The organism is Acrocarpospora macrocephala (assembly GCF_009687865.1).
Classification (GTDB): domain Bacteria; phylum Actinomycetota; class Actinomycetes; order Streptosporangiales; family Streptosporangiaceae; genus Acrocarpospora; species Acrocarpospora macrocephala.
On record NZ_BLAE01000027.1, the window covers coordinates 1 to 26,397 of the forward strand.

General features: G+C 65.2%; 14 protein-coding genes. 7 read left to right on the plus strand and 7 right to left on the minus strand.

The window, feature by feature from the left end; translation table 11 throughout:
- The 7 genes from Amac_RS53785 to Amac_RS23235 all read left to right on the plus strand — a co-directional run.
- A partial coding sequence (locus tag Amac_RS53785; RefSeq protein WP_218041241.1) for a hypothetical protein occupies positions 1-464 on the plus strand: 464 nt, incomplete at its 5' end.
- A gap of 342 nt (positions 465-806) precedes the next feature.
- Positions 807-5,429, plus strand: coding sequence for a BREX system serine/threonine kinase PglW (gene pglW / locus Amac_RS23210; protein ID WP_155356500.1), 4,623 nt, complete (start codon positions 807-809; stop codon positions 5,427-5,429).
- Positions 5,426-9,031 (plus strand): BREX-2 system adenine-specific DNA-methyltransferase PglX, encoded by a 3,606-nt coding sequence (gene pglX / locus Amac_RS23215; RefSeq protein ID WP_155356501.1) that lies wholly within the window; start codon positions 5,426-5,428, stop codon positions 9,029-9,031. Before pglW ends, pglX begins: the two co-directional genes overlap by 4 nt.
- A gap of 32 nt (positions 9,032-9,063) precedes the next feature.
- Entirely contained in the window at positions 9,064-12,936 is a 3,873-nt protein-coding gene (pglY, locus tag Amac_RS23220; protein WP_155356502.1) for a BREX-2 system ATPase PglY, read from the plus strand.
- Complete coding sequence (gene pglZ, locus Amac_RS23225; protein WP_155356503.1) at positions 12,933-15,788, plus strand: BREX-2 system phosphatase PglZ; 2,856 nt, start codon at positions 12,933-12,935, stop codon at positions 15,786-15,788. Before pglY ends, pglZ begins: the two co-directional genes overlap by 4 nt.
- A 26-nt stretch (positions 15,789-15,814) precedes the next feature.
- On the plus strand, positions 15,815-17,137 hold the full coding sequence (gene brxD, locus Amac_RS23230; protein WP_155356504.1) for a BREX system ATP-binding protein BrxD: 1,323 nt from the start codon (positions 15,815-15,817) through the stop codon (positions 17,135-17,137).
- Positions 17,137-19,266 (plus strand): DEAD/DEAH box helicase, encoded by a 2,130-nt coding sequence (locus Amac_RS23235; protein ID WP_155356505.1) that lies wholly within the window; start codon positions 17,137-17,139, stop codon positions 19,264-19,266. Before brxD ends, Amac_RS23235 begins: the two co-directional genes overlap by 1 nt.
- A 347-nt stretch (positions 19,267-19,613) precedes the next feature.
- Here Amac_RS23235 and Amac_RS23240 read toward each other — a convergent pair whose 3' ends face one another.
- The 7 genes from Amac_RS23240 to Amac_RS23270 all read right to left on the minus strand — a co-directional run bounded on the left by Amac_RS23240 (position 19,614) and on the right by Amac_RS23270 (position 26,079).
- Positions 19,614-21,668 carry an ATP-binding protein gene (locus Amac_RS23240; protein WP_155356506.1) on the minus strand — a complete coding sequence of 685 codons (2,055 nt, stop codon included), beginning with the start codon at positions 21,666-21,668 and terminating at the stop codon, positions 19,614-19,616.
- A 1,106-nt stretch (positions 21,669-22,774) separates the two neighbouring features.
- A complete protein-coding gene (locus tag Amac_RS23245; protein WP_218041242.1) occupies positions 22,775-23,653 on the minus strand; it encodes a helix-turn-helix domain-containing protein in 879 nt (292 codons plus the stop codon).
- 23 nt (positions 23,654-23,676) lie between these two features.
- Complete coding sequence (locus Amac_RS23250; RefSeq protein ID WP_155356508.1) at positions 23,677-24,201, minus strand: DUF6879 family protein; 525 nt, start codon at positions 24,199-24,201, stop codon at positions 23,677-23,679.
- Positions 24,198-24,452, minus strand: a complete 255-nt coding sequence (locus Amac_RS23255; protein ID WP_155356509.1) for a hypothetical protein — start codon at positions 24,450-24,452, stop codon at positions 24,198-24,200. Before Amac_RS23255 ends, Amac_RS23250 begins: the two co-directional genes overlap by 4 nt.
- 193 nt (positions 24,453-24,645) lie before the next feature.
- Positions 24,646-24,870: a restriction endonuclease gene (locus Amac_RS23260; protein ID WP_155356510.1), complete on the minus strand. Its 225-nt coding sequence runs from the start codon at positions 24,868-24,870 to the stop codon at positions 24,646-24,648.
- Positions 24,871-24,876: 6 nt separating this feature from the next.
- Complete coding sequence (locus Amac_RS23265; RefSeq protein WP_155356511.1) at positions 24,877-25,359, minus strand: metallophosphoesterase family protein; 483 nt, start codon at positions 25,357-25,359, stop codon at positions 24,877-24,879.
- Positions 25,360-25,584: 225 nt separating this feature from the next.
- Positions 25,585-26,079, minus strand: a complete 495-nt coding sequence (locus Amac_RS23270; protein ID WP_155356512.1) for a hypothetical protein — start codon at positions 26,077-26,079, stop codon at positions 25,585-25,587.
- Positions 26,080-26,397 lie beyond the last annotated feature (318 nt).

Consider the following 26,397-nt stretch of genomic DNA (forward strand, 5'->3'; position numbering starts at 1 on the left):
GCCACGACCCGATCACCGGAGCCGACGCCGTCCACGCCACCTGCGATCCCATCGTGCACCCCGACGGCAGCCGGACCGCCGGACTCCGCCTGACCGACCCCCGCGCTCAAGCGCTGCTGCACCTGCTGGTGCTCTTCCGGCTGCAGATCAACGGCTTTACCAACGCCGACCTGCGAGCGCTGCTCGCCGAGCTGCTCCACCGCCCGCACATCACCGCCGGCCAGGCCACCTACGACCTGCGCCGGTTACGCCACCACGGCCTGATCGAACGCATCCCCCGCAGCCACCGCTACCGCGTCACCGACCTCGGCCTACGGCACGCGATCTTCCTCACCGCAGCCCACGACCAGTTCCTCACCACCGGCATGGCCGAACTCCACCAGCCCAGCCGACTGGCCAACGCCACCCGCACCTACCAAAGCGCGATCGATGACCTGGCCCAGCGCGCGGGCATCGCCGCCTGACCAGGCAACCCCACCTCAACATCCACAAACTTGACTCGATCTTCCCGGCTTCGCCGAATCAAGCCGGGCTAGAACCTGCCCGCCCTAAGGGGGTCAGTTTTTGCAGCGTCGCCGACACAGGTGTCCACACGATGAAGTTGATCGTTCTGAAATCTTTGACGCAGGGCTCCATCCGGTTGTATCTCCAGGTTCACCAAGCGGCCGTAAGCAGCTTGGAGAGCTCGTACAGTTGGAGCTTTCTTTTGATCGCCCTCAATTGTCGGATCTCGCCGATACCATCTGATCAGACATTCGGCCCAGTTCAGCGGCCGACGAGGCAGCACCGATTGGCGGAGTGGGCGCATGCTCGAAGGCCGGTGGACCACCGTCACCGAGTCCGAGTTCGACCATGAGCGCCGCGGCCTAGAGGCCATACGCGAAAGGTTGCCGGGCGCCGAACCATGGCGGGCCTGGTCGAACTTCACCTTCACCGCGCAGGCCGGTCATGTACGCGAAGTCGATCTCCTGGTCGTCTCCCCTGGTGGCGTCTGCATGATCGAACTCAAGGATTGGCACGGCAGTGTCACCGCGGAGAACGGTACTTGGGTGCAGACCACCCCGAGTGGCCGTCGCGTTCCACACGGCAACCCGCTTCACCTGACCGACAAGAAGGCGAAGGAACTGGCCGGGCTGCTTGGGCAGAGCGGCAAACGCGTGTGGGTCAGTGCGGCCGTTTGCTTTACCGACTCCTCGCTTCGGGTGCGTCTGCCGGCCCACGACCAGAACGGTGTCTACACCGTCGATGAGCTCGTCGAGATGCTCCGGCAGCCCGCACGTACCGATAGAGACCGGATCAGCCCAGCCAGGTCCCGGGAGATCAAGGCCGCGTTGGAGCGGGTCGGCATCCGCCGCAGCGACGCCGAGTACAAGGTCGGCCCCTATCTGCTGGAGCGCAAGTCCTTCGACACCGGCCCAACCTGGGCCGACTACCTGGCCCGGCACAGTGAGCTCCCCGAGGCGACTCGCGTCCGTATCTACCTGCGAGAACGCGGCTCGGACGCGTCGATCCGCCAGTCGGTGGAGAACGCCGCCCGGCGTGAGGCGGCCATTCTGCGCCGGTTCCGCCACCCGGGCGTCGTCAACCTGAAGCAGTACGATCCCTCCGGGCACTCGGCCGGTCCTGCGCTGATCTTCGACTACCACCCTCAGACCTTGCGGCTGGACGAGTATCTGGTCCAGTACGGGGACAAGCTCGACATCCTCGGTCGGATGGCCTTGGTCCGCCAGCTCGCCGAGACGATGCGCTCCGCGCACTCCAGCCGTATCCACCACCGTGCGCTGGCCGCCCGGTCCGTGCATGTCATCCCCCGTAACCGGGGTCCGGAGGGTCAGAGCCTCGGCGAGGAAGCCGCCTGGCTGGTGCCTCATCTGCAGATCTCGGATTGGCAGATCGCCACCCAGCGCAGTAGTGGCCAGTCGCAAGGCGCGACGCGGTTCGCCCCGACGGCCCTGTCGGCGATCCATCTCGCCGAGGACGCGGACGCGTATCTCGCGCCCGAGTTGACCGCGATGAACCCCGACCCCATCGCCCTCGATGTGTACGGGCTCGGCGTACTCACGTATCTGCTTGCCACGGGAAAGGCTCCGGGTGCGAGCCAGGCCGAACTGCTGGCCCGGCTGGAGGCCGGGGAAGGGCTCCACCCCAGCGCGGTTGTGGACGGGCTGTCGGAGGACATTGACGAACTGGTGCAGGCCGCCACCGCCTACCAGCCGACGCGACGGCTCGCCACCGTCGATGAGTTCCTGGAGATGTTGGAGTATGTAGAGGACTCGCTGACCTCTCCCGCGGTTCCCGGCGACACCGATGAACCGCAGGCACAGAGTTCAGAGAAGGACCCGGTGGATGCAGTCGCCGGCGATGTGCTGGCTGGCCGCTGGGAAGTACGGCGCAGACTGGGCACAGGTTCGACGAGCCGTGCCTTCCTCGTGCGTGACCTTCGAGCGGACTCGAGGGCGCGTGGCGCCCGCGTCCTGGCTGTGCTGAAAGTGGCCCTGTCTGACACTCGCGGCGAGGTTCTGGCCCGCGAAGCGGAGGTGATGGGTCGGCTGCGCCCCGACTCGCGCGTCATCCGGCTGGTCGAGCCGGAGCCGCTACTCATCGGCGGGCGCACGGTCCTCGCCCTGGAGTATGTCGGTGATGAGCGGGACTCCGGCGAACAGGCGGAAGCAGGCACCGGCACGCGCCGCCGCGAGGAGACGGTTGCCCGTCAACTGCGCGAGAGCGGCCGACTCCAGGTCGACCAGCTTGAGGCATATGGCGACTATCTGTTCGGCGCGGTCGACTTCCTGGAGGGTGAGGGCGTTTGGCACCGCGACATCAAGCCGGACAACATCGCTATTCGAGTGCGGCCCAACCGGACCCGCGAACTCGTCTTGATCGACTTCTCACTCGCCGGGTACGCGGTGCAGGAGACAGACGCGGGCACTGAGGGCTATCTCGATCCATTCATCGGGTCGCTGACCCGCTCGGTCTACGACGCCCAGGCCGAACGGTACGCGGTCGCCGCCACACTCCACGAGATGGCCTCCGGCGAGCTGCCCAAATGGGGCGATGGCAAGGTGTCGCCCCGGCAGACCGACCCGGACCAGTGGCCATCCCCGACGATCGCGGCCGACGCTTTCGACCCCGCTGTGCGCGACGGTCTCGTCGCCTTCTTCCAGAAGGCGTTGCACCGTGACGCCGCCCAGCGCTTCGCGAACCTCAAGCCGATGCGGGACGCCTGGAAGAAACTCTTCCTGGACATGGCGGAGACGACGCCGTCCACTCCTCGCGCCAGCCGCCACCCCGAGCCCGCGTCTGAACAGGCGGCCCCTGTGGCGATTGCCGCAGCTGAGCCGGAGTCCGCCGAGCAGCAGCGCGACCGGCTCGCCGCGGAAGCCACCCGCGACACCCACTTGTCAGCCGCGGGCCTCACCCCCGCCGCCGAGTCCTTCCTGTACGGCTTGAGCGTGACGACGGTGGGCCAACTGCTGGAATACAGCCAGCGCTATCTCGTCAACGCCCCCGGCCTGGGCGCGAAGACCCGCAACGAGATCCAGCGGCGCCAGCGCGAGTGGGGCGAGCGGCTGCGTCAGGCTCCTGTCTTCCCGCTCACCCCTGAGGGCCGCCGCGAGGCGGAACAGGAGCTGGCACAGCTCAGCGGCACGGAGTCCGCTCTCGTGAACATCCTGGCTACCGGCGAGGACGCGGAGTTGCTTCCTCCGCGTACCCTGCGCTCAGTCAGTCTGGACACCCTGGCCACGCTGTTCGTGCCGGAACTGAAGAAGAACGGCTCCAACCGCAGCGAGGTCGACATGGTGCGGTTCCTGCTGCGCTTGCCCGACGAGCGTGGCGAGCTGCCTGTCATCGGCGCGTGGCCGAAGCAGAAGGACGTCGCCGACGCATTAGGTCTGAGCCCAGGCCGAATCCCGCAGATGCTGAAGGGCCAGCGGACGCGCTGGAAGAAGCTCCCGGCCGTGCGGGCGCTCCGGGAGGAGATCCTGGAGCTGCTGACCGGGCTCGGCCGGGTGGCCTCCGCCGCCGAGATCGCCGACGCGCTGGCCGTCCGGCGTGGCACTCGCCTGCAGGGTCGCGAGCGTCGCCGGGCCCTTGCGCTAGCCGCCGTCCGGGCCGTGGTCGAGGCGGAGCAGCTCGTACCGGAAGAGGGGCCGTTCCGGCACGCCGCCAACCGCGAGGCCACGCACGAGGCGATGGGCGCGGGACTCTTGGCCTTGGAGGTCGGCGAGGACGACGCCCCTGACACGCCATCCGCTCCGGGCCTGCTCGACTATGCGCATCGTCTGGGGCGGGTCGCCGACCGTCTCGCCAAGTTCGAGACGTTGCCAACCGCGACGATCGTGCTGGGGGAGCTGGGCGCGATCAACCCGCCATCCGGCGTGGTCGAGTGGGACGAGCGCCGCATGGTCGAACTCGCCGCCGCCGCCTCCAAGAACGCCGCCGCCACCCCGCGGCTGGAGATCTACCCGCGTGATCTGCCATTGGTGCGGGCGCTCCGGCTCACTCAGGCGGGCCTGGTCCGGTTGATTCCCGGCGTGCCCGAGGAGCGTCAGCCTGGGCTGACTGGCGAGGACATCCATGAGCGGGTGCGGGCACGATTCCCAGAGCTAACGCACGGTGGACAGGATCTGCCTACCGGCGGGCCGTTGACCAGGGCCCTGCGTGAGGCGGGTTTCGATCTGACCCTGTCCACCCGCGAAGACACCAGAACCGTGCGCTACCTGCCCACGCGGATGGATGGGGCCTCCAGCTACCTGTCGGTGGCTGCCTGGCGGCAGGCCACCCAGCTCAGCGCAGCCAACCGATACGCCGATGACCCGCAGCTAGCTGGCGCGGTACGCGCGGAGGAACGGCTCACCGCATCCGCGCGGCGGGATGGATTCCGGGTCCTGACTGTGCGTGCGGGGCTGAGCCAGCTGGCGGTGGCCGAACTCGCGGGCAGCAGGTTCGGGTCCGAAGTGGTCTCGGTGACCAAGCTATTCCTGGCGGCCATGCACGACCTGGTGCCACCGGGGACGAAGCCGACGTGGGACACCATCCTGCGGGCGGATATCGCCGAACCCGGTACGCGAGCAGCATTGAAGTTCGCGGAGTACGCTCGTACGGCTTGGGGCCGGATTGAGCCGCGAATGCGGGATTCGCTCAGCGATGGTGCGGGCCCAGTGCTGATGACGGACGCGGGGGTGTTCGCCCGGTACGACGCGATGGGTGTCCTGGATCGGCTGGCGGCAGCCGCCCGGCTGGGCAGGCGTGGCCTCTGGCTGCTCTGCCCGCAGGGCGATCCTGCCCGCGAACCGATACTCGGCACGGTCGCCGTGCCGTACCAGGCGGGCCTGGGTGAGTGGATCGAGCTGCCGGATTCGTGGGTGACCAACACCCACCGAGCCGGCGGGAACGTTGAGACGATGCGACCAGGAGACACCAAATGATCAACCGCAAGCTTCTGCTCAACGACCTGAAGTCGCGGGTCAAGGCGGTTGAGATCGACCTCGGCAAGCAGATCAAGGCCGTACCTGAGGTCGGTGTACGGCTACGCGCCGAGTACGACCAGGCACGCAAGCTCGGGCGGACCGCGGCGACCTGGGGCTCCTGGCTGGACGAGCGCGTGACACAGGTCGCGGTGGCGTGGGTGCTGGGCACGGTGTTCGTGCGCTTCTGCGAGGACAACCGGTTGATCCCCGAGCCCTACCTGACCGCTCCGGACACCGAGCGGCGTGATCTGGCGCAGGCGCGCTATGAGGCATACGTCGAGGAGGATCCCGACCCGACGTATCGCGGCTGGCTGGAGCGGTCCTTCGCGGAACTGGGCGAAGGGCAGGCCGGAGAACTACTGTTCAACCGCAGGCACAACCCGCTGTTCCAGATCCCGCTGTCGCATGACGGAGCGGGCGAACTCGTCGAGTTCTGGCGGAATCGCGACGAAGCGGGCGCGCTGGTTCACGATTTCGTGGATCCGTTGAAGGAGGACGGCACGGAGGGATGGGACACGCGGTTTCTGGGCGACCTGTATCAGGACCTGTCCGAGGCGGCGCGGAAGACCTATGCGCTGCTCCAGACGCCGGAGTTCGTGGAGGAGTTCATCCTCGACCGGGCGATGGACCCGGCGGTGCGGGAGTTCGGCTACGAAGAACTGAAGATGATCGACCCGACCTGCGGATCGGGGCACTTCGTGTTGGGGGCGTTCCGGCGGCTGGTACGGCTGTGGGGGGAGCGTCAGCCCGGGCGGGAACTGCACGAGCGGGTGCGGGCGGCGCTTGACTCTGTGCACGGGGTGGACCTGAACCCGTTCGCGGTTGCGGTCGCCAGGTTCCGCTTGCTGGTCGCGGCAATGGCGGCCTCGGGCGTGCGGACGATGAAGGAAGCCGCCAAGTATGACTGGCCGATCCACCTCGCCGTTGGCGACTCGTTGATCAAGGAACGGCAGCTCCCGCTGATGTTCGGTGACGATGTGCCGAGCGATCCGCTGGTGGAGTTCGCGTACGCCACGGAGGACGTGCACGAATACCCGCGCATCCTGGAACAGGGTCGCTATCACGTCGTAGTCGGCAATCCGCCGTATGTCACGGTCAAGGACAAGAAGCTCAACGAGCTGTACCGGGACCTGTACAAAGCCTGCGCAGGGACCTACGCCTTGTCAGTGCCGTTCGCTCAGCGTTTCTTCGAGCTGGCGACGCGGGGGGACGCCGATGGGCGTGGATACGGCATGGTCGGCCAGATCACGGCGAGCTCCTTCATGAAGCGAGAATTCGGCACGAAACTGATCGAAGACTACTTTGCCCATCAAGTCGAGTTGACCGAGGTCATCGACACCTCGGGCGCCTACATTCCCGGGCACGGAACTCCGACGGTCATTCTTATCGGAAAGCGCCGCGAGGGAAACGGACGTTCTGAAAATGTTCGCACAGTCCGAAGCGTTCAAGGTGAGCCGTCCGCACCTGAGAACGGCGAGGATGGGTTGGTCTGGAACGCGATCCTGAGCCAGATCGATAAATCTGGGTCCGTCAGCCAATGGGTCACGGTGGATGATCTGAGCCGCGAAAGATATTTCGGCAAGCAGCCATGGATCTTGGCCGATGGCGGTCTGGAGCTCAATGAGCGGATCAGCAGGGCTGGCTCTCAGACCATGGGCATCGCGATCGATGTCATCGGCCGAACTACTCACACGGGTATGGACCCGGCTTACTTCTTGCCAGCTTCAGCCGCAAGGACCAGAGGCATGGCAGAATCATGCGTTCCAGCAGTGCTCGGTGATGGTGTCCGTGATTACACCATCGAGGCACCCGATTTCGCCTATCTGCCGTATGACGTTCAAGGCAACTCATCGGACCCGGGCACCGACGTATCGGTAATGTCTTTTCTGTGGCCCAATCGGACTGTTCTGCGGCAACGCATCGACTTCGGCCAGACCCCCGAGCAGCGTGGTCTCCGATGGTTTGACCACAGCATGTTCTTTCCGAAGCGATACCGTGCTCCGATGTCGATCGCGTTCGCGTTCGTGGCGACACATAACCACTTTGTGCTCGACCGAGGTGGAAAGGTATTCAATCGATCCGCGCCGGTGATCAAGTTGCGCGAGGGGGCGAGCGAGGAGGAGTACGTGGGACTACTCGGACTGCTCAACAGCTCCACCGCTGGTTTCTGGCTCAAGCAGGTGAGTCACAACATGGGAAGCACTATCGATTCAAAGGGGGCTCGGCAGAGCACGATCCCCTTTGACGACTTCTACCAGTTCAACGGGACACCGATGGGCATGTTTCCTCTTCCATCTGGCCGTCCCACCACCCTTGCCACGGCTCTCGACGCTCTGGCCCAACAGCTCGCCGCCACAAGTCCTTCTGCCATCATCGCGTCCGGCATCCCTACGGCGACCACCCTTCGCGAGGCGAAGGCGGAATGGGAATTCACCCGTGCACAGATGATTACCCTTCAGGAGGAGCTGGACTGGCAGGTCTACTCGCTATACGATCTTCACCCCGAAGATCTGCGTGCCGCAGACACCACGGAGGTGCCAGCGCTCGTTCTCGGCGAACGGGCTTTCGAGATTGTGCTCGCTCGCCGCGTGCATACAAATGAGGCGTCTGATGAGTGGTTCAAGCGACACAGGTCCACCCCGACCATCGACATACCTGCTCATTGGCCTGAGCCATACAAGGAGATAGTCCAGAGGCGCATTGACGCCATCGAGTCATCCCGTGCGATCGGCATGGTGGAGCGGCCCGAATACAAGCGTCGTTGGGCGACCGAGGGCTGGGACGTTCTTCAGGAGAAGGCGCTTCGCTCCTGGCTGCTGGACCGCATTGAGGCTCGCGAGCACTGGTACGAAGAGAACGAATTGCCTACTCTTCTCACGCTTGCCCGGCTTACCGACGCGCTCTCGCGTGATGAGCACTTCGTCTCCGTCGCCCAGCTCTACGGGCCCCGTAAGGAACTGGCGGCTGTCGTTGCAGGCCTTCTCGCTGACGAACATATTCCCCTCCTCCCAGTCCTGCGCTACAAGCCTTCCGGGCTGAAGAAGCGCGCTGATTGGGAACACGTCTGGGACCTCCAGCGCCAGGAGGATGCCGCCCCGGATGAGCCCGCCAAGCGGAAGATTCGGGACTCCATCCCCGTGCCGCCGAAGTACGCTTCGGCGGACTTTCTGCGTCCCTCCTACTGGCGGGCACGCGGCAAGTTGGACGTGCCGAAGGAGCGCTTCATCTCCTACGCATCGACCAATACCCTCACACCCGATCTCTATGGCTGGGCGGGCTGGGATCACCGGGAGCAGGCGCAGGCGTTGGCGACGTACTTCACCAACCATGCGCTGTCGACCGAGGAGATCACCCCGTTCCTCGCTGGCCTACTGGAGCTCCAGCCGTGGCTGGACCAGTGGCACAACGAGTTCGACCCGATGTACAGCGGTTCGCCCGCCGACTTCTTCGCGGGTTACCGGCAGCAGATCCAGGGTGAGCACGGTCTGACCGACAATGACCTGCGCTCGTGGGTTCCTGCCGCGCCCGCTCGCGCTGGCCGTACCAGCAAGAAGCAGTAAGCGAAGAGGAAGTGAAGGAGATCGAGCACGTCATGGCACAGCAGCCCCCCCCGCTCCGGGATGTCATCGACATCAAGGAGTCGATCTCCACTTCGGACTTTGTGCTGAGCTTGGCCGAGGCGGTAACGCCTGAGGGGGCTGAGCACGCGCTCAAGGACTACGTGGTCACCGAGCGACTGCTGGACAACTTCGACGAGGCGCTTGGGCTGATCAAGTCGGCGCTTGATGGGCGCGCGTCGAAGGCGGCTTACCTGCACGGTTCGTTCGGTTCTGGTAAGTCGCACTTCATGGCGGTGCTGTACGCGCTGCTCAGTGGTAATCATACGGCCCGGGCCAGGAAGGACTTCGACCCGGTGTTGACCCGGCACGAGTGGCTGGTCAGCGATGGCAAGAAGTTTCTGCTGGTGCCGTACCACATGCTTGGCGCGAAGGCCCTGGAGCAGCGGGTGCTCGGCGGTTACGTCAGCCACATCAAGAAGGTGCACTCGGATGCGTCGACGCCGCAGGTCTACCGCACGGACTCGCTGTTCACCGACATCCGGGCCATGCGGGCGCGGATGGGAGACGCGGCGGTCATCGGCGGCCTCGGCGCTGAGGATGGCGGCGAGGACGACGAGTGGGGCGAGTCGTTCGCCTGGACGCCAGACCTGCTCGACGCCGCTCTCTCCGCGGAGGAGGCGCACGATGGCGGTGAGTCGCTGAACCTGGTGCATCCGACGACTCCGGCGGAGCTGCGGGCCAAGCTGGTGCAGGACGCGAGCACGAACCTGCTGCCCGGGTTTGCGAAGAACGCAGTCGAGGACGAGCACGGCTTCGTGTCCCTGGACGCCGGTCTGTCGGTTATCGCCCAGCACGCCAAGGCACTCGGCTACGACGGGCTCATCCTGTTCATGGACGAGCTGATTCTCTGGCTGGCGACGCTCATTCACGACCAGAAGTTCGTGGCCCGGGAAGCCAGTAAGATCACGAACTTCGTCGAGGGAGGGGACGCGCGGCGGGCCATCCCCATCGTGTCGTTCATCGCGCGCCAGCGTGACCTGCGTGAACTGGTCGGCGAGGAGGTGTCGGGCGCGGCGGAGGCGTCGATCCAGGACACGCTGAACCTGGCCTCCGGACGGTTCGACAAGATCACATTGGAGGATCGCAACCTTCCGCAGATCGCCCACGCCCGCCTGCTTACTCCGAAGGACGGCAAGGCGGAACTGGTCACCGCGGCCTTCGAGCAGACCAAGAAGCTCGGCCCGCAGGTGTGGGACACCCTGCTCGGCTCGGACAGCGGGACCACGGGCGCGGATGAGGAGTCGTTCCGGCTGACATACCCCTTCTCGCCGGCCTTCATGGACACCCTGGTCCACATCTCCTCGGCCTTGCAGCGCTCCCGCACGGGCCTGAAGCTGATGGGGCAACTGCTGGCCCGCCATCGCAACGACCTGCGACTCGGACAGCTGATCCCGGTCGGCGAGCTGTACCCGGTGATCGCCGACGGCGGTGACAAGCCGTTCGTGGACAGCCTGAAGGTGGTCTTCGAGGCCGCCGACAAGCTGTACAAGACCAAACTCCGGCCCTACCTGCTGACCGCCGCGAACCTCACCGAGGACGAGGTCGAGCAGTACCTCCACCGGCCCGAGACCATCGCCGACCCCCAGCTCGCTCAGCGCTGCAAGGTGTTCGTCGGCGAGAACCAGCTCGTTTGCACCCTGCTGCTGTCGGCACTGGCGCCCAGTGTCCCCGCGCTCAGAGACCTGACGATTCGTCGTCTTGGCGCGCTGAACTACGGCTCGGTGACCGCGCCGATCCCGGGCAGCGAGGTCGGCATCATCAAGAGCAAGGTGGCCGAGTGGGCCGCCCGCTTCCCCGAGATCAAGGAGACCGGCACCGACGTCAACCCGGGCGTGCGGCTGGAGCTCGCGGGCGTCGACGTCGACTCGGTCATCGCCAACGCGGCCGTCAACGACAACCCGAGCAACCGGATCGCGCTCGCCAAGCGGCTGCTTATCGAAGAACTGGGAGTGGACCGTACCGACGGGCGACTCGGGGCCGACGAGCTGCGCCTGGTGTGGCGCGGCTCAACCCGTTCAACCGAGGTGATCTTCGGAAACATCGCGGACGAGGACGAGTTGCTCGATCATGATCTGCAGCCACAGATCGAGGGACAGTGGCGGATCATCGTCGATCTGCCCTTCGACGAGAATGACTACGGTCCTGTGGATGACATCAACCGTCTTCGGGGCCTGGGTGAACGGCAGCGCGAGCGGACCCGGACGGTCGCCTGGGTGCCGACCCATCTGTCCGCCCAGCGACTGGCCGACTTCAAGCGGCTGGTCATCATCGACAAGGCGCTCTCGGACGACAACCGGTTCGCCACGCAGTACGCGGCGCATCTCAATGCCGACAACCGGGCCCGCGCCAAGGGCCTGTTGGAGACCCAGAAACTGGCGTTGCTCAAGCAGGTAAAGGGCGCCTTCAAACAGGCCTATGGGCTGATGACGAAGACGACCACCGACGTCGAGTTGGGCTTCGACGAACATCTCGTGTCCCTGCGCGAGGTCAGCGGCCTGCGGGTCTCGTTTGGGCAGTCGATGCACGAGGCAGTGCGAGGGATCGCTGGCAAGCTGTTGGCTGCCCAGTTCCCGCAGCACCCTAATCTCGATCCAGATGGGACGCGGGTCGCGGTGAAGGCGGCCGACGCGAGGATCGTCTTCACGCACGTCCGAGGAGCCGCCGAGGCCCGCGACGGACGGGTTGAGGTGCCGGCCAAGGACCGCAAGCTGATGGAGCGAGTAGCCGGGCCGCTCGGCCTCGGGCAGCAGAAAGAGGCGTACTTCGAGCTGTCCAACCGCTGGGCCGATCACTTCCGGAGGCTGGCGCAGACCGAAGGCATAACCGGGGACCTGAGCCTGATCCACCTCATCGACTGGATGGACAAGCCGGAAAAGCGCGGTCTGGAAGCGTTCCTCGCGAACCTGGTGGCCGCCTCGTTCGCAGAGATGGACGACCGAGTGTGGGTGCGTGGGGGTGTCCCGCTCGACCCCGCACCCGAGTTGGCGCAGATCAAGCCGGGTGACGCGCTGCGCAGCCAGCCCTTGCCGGGGGAAAGCAACTGGAACACGGCCAGGGAGCGGTTCGAGACCATCTTCGGTGAGAAGGCGCCGACGCTTCGGCGCGGCAGGATGGTGCACCAGCTCGCCCGTCAGATCCTGACCACTGCGCGCTCCTACCAGGAGCACGCGGCAGGACTGGTCGGGCAGTTGGAGGATCACGCCGCGTTTCTCGGCTTGGACGAGACCGACGAGAGCGGACGTCTCGTGGTCGCCCGGCGGTCGCTCGAACTGCTGAAGGCGCTGGTGGACACCGGGCAGGCCGGTGCCGGGGCGTCCTCGGCGAAGAAGACCATCGAGACGCTGGCCCGCTTCGCTCTCGACCCGGTGAGTCCTGACCGGTATGGGACCTCCATTAAGAAGGCTCAGGCGGTCGCCCAGGCTCTCGCCGGGGCAGCCTGGGACACGCTGGACCTCGCGGAGGGGCAAGGGCCCGACGGCAAAGCCCTGCTGGAGTCCCTGCGCGGGATAGCCCGCGCCGACCAGCGTACGGCCGACCTCATCGAGGCGCTGGACCACACCCGTCGCGACGTCACCGCGCTGATCAAGCGCAACCAGAGGGACCCGCAGCCCTCGCCGCCCTCGCCCGGTCCCACCCCACTGCCTCCTGGACCGGAAAATGTGGACCTGGACACGGTCACCAGCGACCCGCGAGTGCCGGTAGACGGCCCCGCGCGCCGGTCAAGCGGTCGCCGCACGACTACGGCGGCCAGGGCGGTGGCCGATCTCCGGGCCGATTTGGCGGAGTTGGTGGCTCAGCAGCCAGGCGTCACCATCGAGATCACTTGGCGGGTTGTGGACGAATGAGCATCACAGCCACCGCGGGTACGGCGCGGTTGAACGTCGCGACCGTCACCCAGTACCTGTCATCGCAGTCGTCTTTGGCCACGTCCTTGACGGGCGGTGGGAAACGACGTGTCGTGCTCCTTCGATCCGCGCCCCAGTGGGACGGTCCCAGCGATCTGGCCTGGGGTGACGGGCGGCAGGCCCTGGTGGCGACGGCGTCCTCGCCGCTGGCCGTACACGAACTGGTGCTCGGCCATGAGGCGGTCGGCTCCCGGACACCAGCGGTGCTGGTCGTGCTGACCGACCGTGAGCAGCCAGAACTCGACCCGGCGATTCTTTCCCGCGTGCACAAGCAGCGCATCGACACCGTCGACAGCTGGAACGTCGTCAGGGAGGCGTTTGGCGCTGAGCAGGTCGATGCCCGGTTGCGGGATGCCAACTGGGCGGCCGAGGCACTCCTGGACGCCGCTCCCCCAGGAGGTTGGCCTCCCCTGGCCGGTGGGGTGCTGTCGCGCCGGGCCGCGCTCTCGGCGCTCGTGATGCGTCGCCTGCGACTCGGGCGCTATGCCACAGACGACAATCAACTGCTCGATGACGACCTGAACATTTACACCTTGCTGGCGTGGTCCCTTAGCCCGGGAGGCCCGGAGCGGCTGCTCGCGCTGCGCGGGCCGGAACGGGCGGGCTTGGCAGCTTTCCTCGGCGAGGAGGACCAGGCTGGGGCGTCCGGAAGGGCGTTGCTCGCGCTGGTCGAAGCCGAGCATGGAGCGGACGCTGTGCCATACGGGCTAGTGTGCGCGGCACTGTGGCTGCACGCCGAGGCTGACGCGCAGACTAACCGGGCGCGCGGACGGGCCGAGCGGTGGCTCGGTGAGGGACCACCCGCAGTCGGCGAGGCATTCGACCTGTTGATGACGGCATTCGCGCTGGACTGCGAAGAGTTCGTGTTGAGGTTGCTCGGCGCTGGCCGTACGGAAGGGGACGAAGAAGCGGCGCGCGAAGCGCGACGGCTCACCGGCACGGTCCTGGATCGAGCGGGTTCCCTGGCTCGGCAGCTCGGCGCCGAGACCGCGGTCGAGGCCAGCCCCGTACTGGCCGCCGGTCTCAGGGCACGGTTCGTGACGGCTGGCCAGGCGCTGGCAGCCGGAGAGCCTCAAGAGATCGCGAAGGCCGTCCGGAAGCTGGACGCGCACCACCTGGCGGTCGACCCAGACGCGCGAGTGCGGATCGAGCGGGCCAAGATGGGACAGCGGCTCGCCCAGTGGCTGGCAACGGACCCCGCCGTGGAGGCCGAAACCGTCGCGGCCGCGGTGGAACGGCACATCGCCGAGACCGGCTGGGCGGATCAGGCGCTGGAGCACGTCGAGGCGGGGGGCGACCCCGATCCTGTGCTGAAAGCGGCATACGACACTCTGGGTACCCGCGCCCGCAAGCGGCGGCACGAGATCGACCGATCCTTCGCCCGGACACTGGCCGCGTGGACGGCGGCAGGTACGGACCCCGGCTCGATGCTGACCGTAGAGTCCTTCCTCGTTCGCGTGGTCCGGCCGCTGGTGACGCTCAGGGCGGGGCGACGAATCTTGCTGCTGGTTCTGGACGGCATGAGCGCCGCGATCGCCGCCGAGCTGAGCGAGGAAATGCGCCGACACTGGGCGGAGTACGACCCCATACCGGACATCGAAAGTGCGCCGGCGCGCCGGCGCGGGATGGCTGCGGCGATTCCAACTCTGACCACGGTGTCCCGAACTTCACTGTTCGCGGGGAAGCTCTCGAAGGGCGGTCAGGTCGACGAGAAGCGGCACTTTCCCACGCACCGCTTCTGGGGAGGGGCTCCGGCCGCTGTCTTCCACAAGGACGACCTGCGCGGCGACACGGTCGGTGACCCATTTGGGCCGGAGCTGACCGAGGCGCTCGCGGATCAGCGTACGCATGTCGCGGTTGTGCTGAACACCATTGATGACCGGCTCGCCAAGGAGCAGAAGCTCGGTGACGGCGCATGGCGGCTCGACCAGATCGGCAAGCTGCGAGAGCTGCTGTGGATAGCCGCCGAGCAGGGGATGGCGGTGATCCTCACCAGCGACCACGGACATGTCGTGGACCGCCACGGGGTGAAGGTCGAAGGCGAAAGTGTCGGCTCCGCCCGGCACCGCGCGCCCGGCGGGCCGTTGGGCGAAACCGAGATCACACTGTCCGGGCCGAGGGTGGTGTGGCCGGAACCAGGAGCTGAGATCGTGGCGCTCTGGGACGCCGACTCCCGCTACACGATGCAGAAGGCCGGTTACCACGGGGGGGTCTCGCTCGCCGAGTTCACCATCCCGGTCCTTGCCTTCTTGCCCTTTGGCGCAGAGCCTCCCAGAGGCTGGCGTGAGCTGGGTGATCAACGTCCGGCGTGGTGGTCCCTGGATGTGGCGCCCCCGCAGATTGATGCGGCATCCCCGCAGATTGAGGTGGCTGCCGCGCCGAGGAAGCGGACAGGATCGTCGAAACCACCGGTTGAGATGACGGGCGCGCTCTTCGATGTGGCCCCCATCCCTGCCACTCCCGTTGTGCCTCAGCCGGGTCCGCCCGATGACGATTTGGCCCGTCAGCTTCTCGGCTCGGATATCTTCCAGGCGCAGGTTGGTCTGCTGGCCAGGAAACCTCCACTGGACAAGATCGAGACCGCGCTGCGAGCGCTGCTCGACACCAGCACTCTCCCTGCGACCGCCTTGGCGCAGCGCGTCGGCTACCCGGCGACTCGCGCTGACGGGTTCGCGGCCGTCCTGCGCCAACTTCTCAATTACGACGGGGTTCAGGTCCTGGAGACTCTCCCAGACGGGCGCACGTTGCGACTCAACATGGGATTGCTCAGGGATCAGTTCGAGCTGAGGTAAGGGGCCGCAATGGGAGACTCGAAGGCGTGAGTACCGCTCGATCGTCCCGCCCCGCGCAGGTCAGTGCCGCGCGTCGCCGTGCTGTGATCGACGCGTTGCGGCGCGGTGCCGTGCCAGAAAGCGGGCTCGATCTGCTCGCTACGGGACTCGACCGGTTCGAGTCCGCCCTGGACGCCGAGCTGGACGCGGTCGCCTCGGGTTCGTCGGTGTTCAAGGCAGTTCGGGGAGAGTACGGATCCGGCAAGACCTTCTTCACCAGGTGGCTCGGGGAACGGGCTCAACGGCGGAACCTCGCCGTCGCGGAGATTCAGATCTCGGAGACCGAGACTCCACTGCACAAGCTGGAGACCGTATACCGGCGGTTGACCGAACGTCTCACCACTGCCAGTTTCCCGCCGAGCGCGCTGCGGCCGGTGGTGGACGCGTGGTTTTACGCGCTGGAGGAAGACGCCCTCGCCGCTGGCGCTGCGGAGGACGAGCTACCCGCCAAGGTGGAGAAATTACTGACCGACCGGCTTGCCGAGGTATCGCGGCATGCGCCGTCCTTCGCGACTGCGCTGCGCGGCTACCGGGCCGCGCTCCTCGAAGAGGATGAGACTACGGCAGCGGCAGTGTTGTCCTGGCTCGGCGGACAGCCGCACGTTGCCGCAGCAGCACGCCGGGCGGCAGGTGTACGCGGAGACCTCGACCACTTCGGGGCGCTCGGCTTCCTGCAAGGACTCCTCACCGTCCTGCGCGACTCCGGGCACCCGGGGCTTCTCGTCGTCCTGGATGAGGTCGAGACCCTCCAGAGAGTCCGCTCTGATGCACGCGACAAGGCGCTCAACGCGCTCCGGCAACTCATCGACGAGGTGCACTCGGGCCGCTTCCCCGGCCTGTACCTCGTGATCACCGGCACCCCGGCCTTCTACGACGGGCAGCAAGGGGTACAGCGCCTCGCACCACTAGCGCAGCGACTGGCGACCGACTTCCAGACCGACCTGCGCTTCGACAATCCTCGTGCCGTCCAAGTTCGGCTGCCGGGGTTCACATTGGATTCGCTGGTGGGTCTTGGGGTGACCATTCGGGACTTGTACGCCGCCGGAGCGTCTGAACGAATCAAGGTCATCGTCGATGACGCCTATGTTGCTGATTTGGCGCAGGCGGTCGGTGGAGCGCTCGGCGGCAAGGTCGGAGTGGCGCCCCGGCTGTTCCTGAAGAAACTCGTCGGTGACGTGCTCGACCGCGTCGACCAGTTCGAGGACTTCGACCCCAGGCAGCACTACGCGCTGACCGTTTCACCCAGCGAACTCACTGCCACCGAACGGAACCTCGCCGCCTCCGCCGATGACATCGACCTGGATGTGTGATGGCGGATCCGTTGGAGCGACTCGATCCGGTCGTCCTCCATCACATCGTCAACACACTCGGCTGGCCCGATCTACGCTCCCTGCAACGGGCGGCAGTCGAACCGCTGATGGACGGCCAGGACGCGATCCTTCTCGCGCCCACCGCGGGCGGCAAGACAGAGGCGGCCTGCTTTCCGCTCCTGTCCGCGATGGCGAGGGAGCGATGGACCGGCACATCGGTGCTGTACTTGTGTCCGCTCAAGGCGCTGCTCAACAATCTGGTCACCCGGATCGACTCGTACGCTCACTGGCTTGGGCGCAGAGCCGCACTCTGGCACGGGGACATACCGGAATCACAGCGTCGGCGGATTCGCTCCGATCCGCCGGACATCCTGCTCACCACGCCCGAGTCAATGGAAGCGATGTTGATCGGAGTGAAGACCGATCACTCACACCTACTCGGAAACATCCGGGCGGTGGTCGTGGATGAGGTGCATGCCTTCGCTGGCGACGATCGCGGCTGGCACCTGCTGGCAGTTCTGGAGCGCCTGGAGCGCGTGACCGGCTCCCCAATCCAGCGGATCGGCCTGTCGGCGACCGTAGGCAACCCTGATCAACTGCTTTCCTGGCTGCAAGGATCCGGGACTGGAAAAAGGGCTGGGCATGTGGTGGCGCCGGACTTAACGCCTTTGGCGGATTCTCGTCCGGCAGGAGAAATCGAACTCGACTACGTCGGCTCACTCGACAACGCCGCCAAGCTGATCGCAACGTTGCATCGGGGCGAGAAGCGGCTGGTGTTCTGCGACTCGCGCCGACAGGTCGAGCAGCTGAGTGCGGCCCTCCGCGCCCGCGATGTGACCACGTTCCTATCCCACGCTTCGCTCTCCGCCGACGAGCGCGCGAGGTCGGAGCGAGCCTTCGCGGAAGCGCGTGACTGCGTCATCGTCTCCACGTCCACCCTCGAACTAGGCATCGATGTCGGTGATCTGGATCACGTGATCCAGATCGATTGCCCCAGTACGGTGGCGTCCTTTCTACAACGCATCGGGCGAACCGGGCGTCGTCGCGGCAGCGTGCGCAACTGCTTGTTCCTCGCGACGCGGAAAGAGACCCTGCTCCAGGCCGCGGGCCTGCTGGTCTTGTGGGGACGCGGCTGGGTCGAGCCGGTCACCCCGCCGCCCGAGCCACGCCATCTCGTCGCACAACAGCTACTCGCTGTCACCCTCCAGCAGCGGAAGATCGGCGATCAACTGTGGCCGGAAGAATGGAACGGCCTGGCACCTTTCGACCGATCAGCTGCCCCGATCCTGCGTCACCTGGTTGGTCAGGGTTTCCTCGACGAAGACGGCGGGCTGCTCTTCATCGGCCCCGAGGCCGAACGACGCTTCGGGCGACGCCATTTCATCGATTTGACCGCCTCCTTCACTGCTCCACCGCAGTTCACGGTGCTGGCAGGTCGTCAGGAGATCGGGCGAACCGACACGTCAGTGCTGACCGAGGAGAGACCAGGGCCACGACTGATCCTGCTCGCCGGCCGGAGCTGGCGGGTTACCTTCATCGATTGGGGACGCAAGAGAGCCTTCGTCGAACCCGCTGACAGCGGGGGCGTCGCCAAATGGACAAGCAGCGGCATTTCAGGACTGTCATATGCCTTGGCCCGTGCCATGCGGGACGTACTGCTCGGCGCAGACCCTCCGGTGTCACTCACCCGTCGGGCTCAGGCTGTTCTGGCCGAATGGCGCGAGGATGAGGCGCCCAGCATCGTGCATCCTAGTGGGACGCTGGTGACTCGGGTAGACGACGATGTTCGCTGGTGGACCTGGGCTGGCTATCGCGCGAACGCGACGCTTGCGGCAACGCTCCCGTCGATCGCCGATCCGGTCCAGCGGCCAACCGATTTCTCCGTACGGCTCCGCCAAGACTTGACTCCTCACGCCTGGCACGAGGCCCGCGCAAGCGCGGGTAACGGTGAAGTCCTGGTGTTACCCGACGTAGATCGTCGTGCGGTTCACGGACTGAAATTCTCCGTCGCGTTGCCGGAACGACTAGCGGTGGCAACGGTCGCGGCTCGATTGGCTGATTTCGACGGTGCTCGGGCTGCCCTTCTCGAGCCGATTCGCCTGCAGCTCAGGTCTCCTGTTGATGGATAGAGTAATTTACCCGCCTGCCCGGAGGCGTGGCTGATGGCTGTGGTGCGCCGCATGTCTCTGTGTGCACGCGACCGCAGGGAGGTCCTCTAAGTTCACCCTGGCCCAGGAGGGACTTATTGGTCAGCGTGAAAGCATTAAAGCCCCTGCTCAGCGGGCTTTCTTCATGTCGGGTGGCTATGACGGTTCGAAATGGGATCTGACCCACATTTCGTGTGGGCTTGATCCGGTTTGACGACACTTTGGTCCTGCCCTGGCGCAAGCTCAGTAACTGAGTGAGCAGCGGTTAGTGAGCCTGGGTATGCGGAGGTAGCGTCGGTTGTCTGGCCGTCCCCACCGCGTACGACCGGTCAGGGGGAGTTCGGCACGGATGGGTGGAGCGACTCGGGGATGTAGTGTTCGTAGCTCGCCACCAGGTGCTGAGTCACGCGCTCATCGGTGGCCTCGTAGTTGAGCTGGCGCTGGAAGAACGACAGCTTTCGTTCCGCAGTGTCGAATATCTCTCCCCAACTCTTTACCCACACCTCGTACTCGGGCTGATCATCTGCAAGGCCGTCCGGCTTGCCTTGTTGCCGAATGTCGCGAAGGATCGCGTGATCAAACTCATACGTGACCAGGTAGAACCGCCACTTGCACTTCGTTCCTCGATACTGAGGGTTATCAACAATGGCACGGGCGTAGGACTTCACCTGGTCCAGCTCCTTCCTCCCAATGATCACGGAAGGGCGCTTGAGCTCGACGACAAGTCGCTCATTGGAGCGTTCGTCGCCAATGCCGCGGAACAGGACGATGTCCACTCTGCCGGCCCGGCCATCCTCGCGTCGCACGGTGTTGAGTTGGTTCTCCAGAACAGCATCTTCGCCAAGAAGATCGAGGTGTGTTCTAAGGACTGCCGTGAGGCCGACCTCGGGACGAGCGAGTGTCCACTCTTCGCCGAAGAGCCATAGATTCTGGGCAATCATGGGATGGAGTTGATCGACCTCTCGGAGCTCCTTGCGTAGGAGATCACTAGCAAAGATCTTCCGCAAACCGCCGATGAAGTCGAGGCGATTGGCTACGGTGGCAGCCGCTCCGATGACGTCGGACAACTCGGTGCGATCAAGAAGCCGGGCCAGGTTGCCGCGATCTTCGTCGTTCAAGGACAAGACGCTTTCAAGGATCTTCTGGAGATCTCCGGGTCCACGTTCCAGAGCGGTGCGAATGAGATTGACAGATAGCTTCCTCGCGGCGCCGCGCTGGGGTAGCGCATTTCGCGCGACAGTAACGACAACATCGAAAGTGCGGCGTTCGATGATCTCTGTGGCGCTGGGGTTTTCGGTTTTGTAGGGGTAGATGCCCTCGTCCTTCAACTGGCGGACGACTTGGGTCTCGATCGCCCTGCTCCGCTCGCGAAGGTGATCCCGGATCGCCTTCGTCGCTGCATCGAGGAGAGCGCTGTGTGTCATCGTCAGCATGTGCAACTCAGCGACAGCTAGATCGTTGAACCGATTCGAGCGCAGGTAAGGCGTGAAGTTGACCACGGCGTCTGACCAGTCGTCGCCATATTCGGCGAGAGCGATGCCGTCGGAGTTGCAAACGAGCATCTTGCGATCGCTCATCCGCTCCTTCCATTCCACGAAGGTGATGAACGGGGGAGGGGCGTCCTGGGCGTACTCCTCGGGCAGATCCAGCATCAGATCCCGCGAATCCTCAATGATTTCGTCCGGATCTAGGCGCACTCCATCGAACTCGACTGTGGCCTCTGGATACGCCTTGAGGTAGAACGCGAGCTTCGCGGTGAGGTTGGCGGCAGCGTCACTTGCCTCCAGCGGACGGAGCCGCTTGTCATCAGGTACATGAATGTGGACGGTTGTCCCAGGCGCCGCCGAGGTCGCGGTGGGCTCTTCGACATGCCACTTCGTTGCGCGACGGACGTCGGCCGTGATGCGTGTCGCAACGGGCTTGCCCTCAACAAGGGCAACGCTTTCCCAGACGAACTCCGTGCCTAGTGCGAAGACGTACAACCGGCCCTCGCCCAGGCGGCCATGCAGAATCCGCCTGTTGCCCTCTGTGTGGGTCTTGCTCGACTTCCATGATGCGCCGTACTGGCGGAAAGACTCACGCGCGCGTTCCGGGGTTATCCCGTGGCCATTGTCCGTTACGACGATCTCTGTGATGGCGTCGGTTACGCTGCGGCGGAGTTCAACCACCACCGATGTCGCATTGGCGTCAAGCGCGTTCCATACGAGTTCGGCGATAGCGGGGATTTTTTGCTTTTGGGTGAATTGGAGGATTTTGGGTTCGCCGACCTCAAGCAGAATCTCCGTAGCATGTGGAGGTGCAGGCCGAGGAACCGGAAGGACGTCGCCCTCTGCCGCCCCCTGGGGGGCGTTAACGGCGTCTGCAGCCACATGCTGGTCAGTCATGCGCCTGACGGTACATCTCATACTGCTCATCAGTCACACGGACACAAAGGTTGCCGATCATCCAATCTCAGGACTGCGCATGCCGCGAAGCTGGATAGTTCAGATCAGCGCGACGATGCTCGAAACCACAGCGTGACTACGACGGGGTGATACTCGCTGATCACCAGCGATCACGGGACGGTCGGCGACGCGGTTATTCGACATCGCCTCGGCTACACCCCCGATCCGATGACAGCAACTGATCATCTGGCCCTGATGTTTCGTGATGCTGGTCGGGTCGCGTGACGAGTCGACCAGCTGATGCCTTTCGCTGGCGGGTCAGCCTGGCGGCCCGACTTTCGCGTCGGGTGAGCGGGTTCCACGAGGCCCGGCCTGTACTCCTTCCTGGGGTTGTCGGGACGGGATCTGCGATGATCAGGGTGGCAGGGTCTGCAGCCGGGTGATCACAGCGGGGATCAGACCGGCCCATCGCCAATGCCTGGGCCAAGTGGAGCCGGACACGTCTGCCACGCGGAAATCTCGAAGGCCGAAGCCGCCGGATCCAGGTCCGGGTTTGCGCCGCGATGGCAGCCCAGACCGAGCTCGAAGGGCGGTTCCTGGGCGGGCGGCGGCCGTACGGCTACTGCCTGGCCGAGGCCGGACCCCACCCCAACCCGCACAAGGTCGCAGCGGGGGAAACGGATCTGTCGGCTGATCCTGGATCCGCCGGCGGCCGCCGTAATGAAGAAGATCTTCATGCTCCGGCTCTACGGGCTGGGTGCCGGGCGGATCGGTTGCCGTGGTTGGGGATCCCGCGATCGGCAGCCACGGCCGGGATGGGACTTAGGTGGACGCATGCCCATTGACAGACTCGGCGGGCACGTTCAGGCCAGCCGCTATCACCGTCTCGCTCGTCTTCACGGCTGAGAAAAGGTCGGATATCAACGGGCAGGGATGGCGCCAAGTCCGAGCCCGGCATTCTGTACCGCTGAGCTGAGTTCGCGCTGCTCGGCAAAGCTGAGCAGCGCCCTGGCCCGCTTGTGGGCCAGGACTTCCCGCGCTGCGTACCCGTCCGCCGCGGTGATGACGTCAATCACCGGCCAGGAGGGATGAGGTGAAACATCGAGCTACGACGTCGTGGCGCTTTCGTCATCGTTGTCGGGCAGCGCCGAACGGAGTTCCTCCATCACCTGGGTGATGACCGCGCGAGCGCTTGCACCGTAGGCCGCGACGGACGCCATCGCCCCAAAGACCTTCTCGTGCAGGTCTATCTCCTGGGCCTGGGTCAACGTCAATTCGGCCGAGAAGATCTCCACGAGTACCTGACGGTCATCGAAGACCCAGAAGCCGCACCCAGGGGCAATGATGAACGGCGTGCCGAACGGGATGACCCCGAGCCGCACGTTGGGCAGCGTCGAGGCGGCTACCAGCCGATCGAGCTGGGGCAGCATCAGCTCTGGCGGGCACAGTCGGTACCGGAGAACGGCCTCAGTGATCACGAAGTGGAAGCGTTTCCGTGGATCGTAGAGGATCTCTTGACGGGCCAGCCGGGCGCGAACGGCGTCGTCGATGTCATTCGTGATCCCGAACACGGTGATGGCCTGAGCCAGCCGATGACGGGCGTATCCCGCTGTTTGAAGCAGCCCGGGAACGAAGGCGGGCTCGAAGACTCGAATCCGAGTAGCCCGCCGTTCCATATCGGCCCACGTGCCCTGATGATGCCGGGTGCCCGCGCTCAGGAGACGCTGCCACTCCGCGTGCGCAGACTCCATCGTGCGCAGCATGGCCAGCACCGAGGCACTGTCCTGTTCGTCGCCGGTCGTCGCGCCGACCCAGCTGATGACGTCGGCCTCGGTGGGGGTCTGCTTCCCCGTCTCCAGCTTCGAGATCTTCGAGGCAGGCCAGGAAAGACGCTCGGCAAGTTCACGGCCGGTCAAACCGACGGACGCACGCAGGGTGCGCAGTCTGTTTCCGAGCGCCTCTCTGGCTTGCTGGACGCTGGTCACGCCCCCTTTTTTACTCAGCCGTCCTACTCTCGTGCCAAGTCGGCGAGGAACTGCTCGCGAGTGACCGCCCGATGCCGGGCGTCGTCACGAGCCGCTGCCAGCTCGACCACGGTGGCTGGGTCGGTGACGATCTCGGCACCGAGCAGTACATCATTCTCGTCGAACTCCAGCCGAGCGGCCCACTTGGAGTCGAACAGCCAATAGTCGAACTCCGGCAGACCGGCCGCCTGCGCCCGGTTCAGATAGCGAATGTCCTCCCCGGCCTCGATGGCGAACTCCGCACACCATAGGCCGAAGCGGGAGTAATCCGACAGCGGGACGGAGACAACACGCACGCGGTGGACGAACTTGCCCTTGGCCGCGTGCTCGGCCATGAGATCGAGCCAGGGCCGATTCCAAGCCAGGTCGTCGGGCTCACCGGCGATGAATCTGCGGAGCGGCTCGTGCTCGCCCGAGGAGTTGTAGCGCTCCCTCGGCTCCAGCCGGAACGCGGTGTGCTCGAAAGACCTGAACAGATCCCCGAACGCGTCGCCGGAAACCAGGGTCAACGCCCCTCCCCGGCGCTTTCGTCGGCCTCAGCGGTCGTAGCCGCGTCGTGAGTGGCGGGGGCCTGGTAGAAGCTCAGGAGCTCCAGGGGGATTTCGATGTCGGCCTCACCGGAGGGCACCTCCCCCAGATCGGCGAGTGCCTGCGGGTCAGTGATGCGGTAACCGCGCACCACGAGACTGCCCCGGTCTGTTGCGTACAGCGTGGGGGAGCCGCCGTTCTGCGAGGTCGAACCGAGGAACGTAACCCTCATACCTGCCTCCGCGGAGAAGATTTCGAGAACATTCACCATGAGGGGACTACGACTCGACGTGGCCATCAACCCTCCAGACGCGATCGCTCTAGGGCGTCGTACATGGCCATCCGGGAAGTCAACTCCACCATCTGGCGAGTCATGATGGCAGCGCATCGCATCGGCTTCCCCTCGGCTTGCGAAAGGGAGAATCTCAAAGTCCTAGTGACTTGCCGCTGATCCATTCGGCGAGCCGGGTTCGGTCGATCATGACGACGTGCCCGTGGCCTTCCTCGATCGTCGGGCGGGTGAATCGGGCAGAGGTGACCGAGACTGCCTGATGGCCGGTGTAGGCGCAGCGTACGGTGCCGATGAGGTTGCGGATGCGGTCTGCTCTGACGGGGCCGTGCGAGTCGCCAGAGCTTCTGCCGCGCTCCACGGCCGGTCAGGTGACGGGCACGATCTTCACCTCTGTGAGCGTGCCGTTCTCGATCTGCAGCAATCCCAGCGTGCCGTGCGGCTGGCGCCTGGGGTCGGTGGGTGAGCCCGGGTTGAGGATGCGCAATTGGTCGGTGCTCTGGTCGATGGGGATGTGGGAGTGGCCGAAGATCACCAGTTTGGCTTCGGGGAATCTGGCCCGCATTCTGGCCAGCCGCCCTTTGGCCTGGCCGCTGTCGTGGATCATGGTCACGCGCAGGCCGCCGAGCGTCAGTTCCAGTGTCTGCGGGGCGTGGACGTCTGGGCCGTCGTTGTTGCCCTTGACGGCGTGGACGGGTGCGTAGGCGGCCAGTTCGTCCAGGACCCGGCCGACGCAGAGGTCACCGGCGTGCCGGATCGCGTCGGCGCCGCGCAGGTGCTCGGCCACCCGGGGAGGACACGTCTTCCAAAAGCGCGGCGCGTGCGTGTCAGACAGAACGACGACCTTCATCACTTCCATGATGCGGCAGAAGGCCTGCGGTCAGGACGGTGAGGCGGCCGACCTCCTTACAGTGTTTGGGCGTTGGCGTCTGGATCGGACTGTTTGGCGGGTTGCAACCTCTGATGCAACCCTGCGAGCGACCCCGAATGTGGGCCAGTCGTCGATCGGCCGTCAGCGTCGCGGAAGAGCGAGAACCTTCTTCGCGCGTGCCGATGGGGCTGAATTAGCACGGATTTAGGCCACGCCCACGACGTCTAGGATCTCCTCCACATGGGCTAGGTAGGGATTCTGGCGCAGTTCCTGGTGCGCGGTGTACAGCATCGACATGGCCCGAATCGAAGCGAGCCGGTGGAATTCGAGAAACTCCGTGAACAAGACCCGGGCTTCCTCCGGCTGACCCTTAGCCCGGACCAGCACGTGTTCCCCCGCAAGCCGGCAGACGAGCGTGATCTGATTCCTTGAGGCTGTGGCCTCGACGAACCCTTCTCTGATCAATGATCTCCTGATCAGCTCAAACGTCAGTATGAGGTCAACCACCGGGATAGTGAGGTACCTGCGCTGAATGCTCAGTTGCGCAATGGCTAGGTCCACTGCCACGTGGAAGTAGTCGAACAGGAACGCGTACTGGTCCACCTCCTGCGGGGGCACGTTCCTGCCGTTGCTACGCGGACTCCATTTGTCAGTCCATGAATCATCGGAAGCAGATGGGGTGTATTCGAAGGTGATCACGTCAGGGGGCTTCCTAGTAGCCGCGTGTGGGAAATGCGCTCCTCATTCTCCCCTAATCGTCCACGGACACACGCAGGCCGTATTGGTTGTTTCGGCCGACTGCGTCGTCGAAGTGTGTCCTCCGCGGTCGTCGTCCCTGCTGCGGTCGACCGGCTCACCGTTATCGAGAGTTTCCTGGATCATCCGGAATTGATCCTCTCTGTCCGCTGGCTCAGGGGTGATCAGGAAGCGGGCAACGGGCACACCGCAGGCGGTCCGCTCCATCCTGAGCGAACGTCTCGTCTCTTCAAGGCGAGGATTGCCAAGCATGGGCTGCCA

Bases quoted from the DNA above. Each gene is read 5' to 3' on its own strand.
- pglW (WP_155356500.1), top strand. From the start codon at position 807: ATGCTCGAAGGCCGGTGGACCACCGTCACCGAGTCCGAGTTCGACCAT.
- pglX (WP_155356501.1), top strand. From the start codon at position 5,426: ATGATCAACCGCAAGCTTCTGCTCAACGACCTGAAGTCGCGGGTCAAG.
- pglY (WP_155356502.1), top strand. From the start codon at position 9,064: ATGGCACAGCAGCCCCCCCCGCTCCGGGATGTCATCGACATCAAGGAG.
- pglZ (WP_155356503.1), top strand. From the start codon at position 12,933: ATGAGCATCACAGCCACCGCGGGTACGGCGCGGTTGAACGTCGCGACC.
- Amac_RS23235 (WP_155356505.1), top strand. From the start codon at position 17,137: ATGGCGGATCCGTTGGAGCGACTCGATCCGGTCGTCCTCCATCACATC.
- Amac_RS23240 (WP_155356506.1), bottom strand. From the start codon at position 21,668: ATGACTGACCAGCATGTGGCTGCAGACGCCGTTAACGCCCCCCAGGGG.
- Amac_RS23255 (WP_155356509.1), bottom strand. From the start codon at position 24,452: ATGAGGGTTACGTTCCTCGGTTCGACCTCGCAGAACGGCGGCTCCCCC.
- Amac_RS23265 (WP_155356511.1), bottom strand. From the start codon at position 25,359: ATGAAGGTCGTCGTTCTGTCTGACACGCACGCGCCGCGCTTTTGGAAG.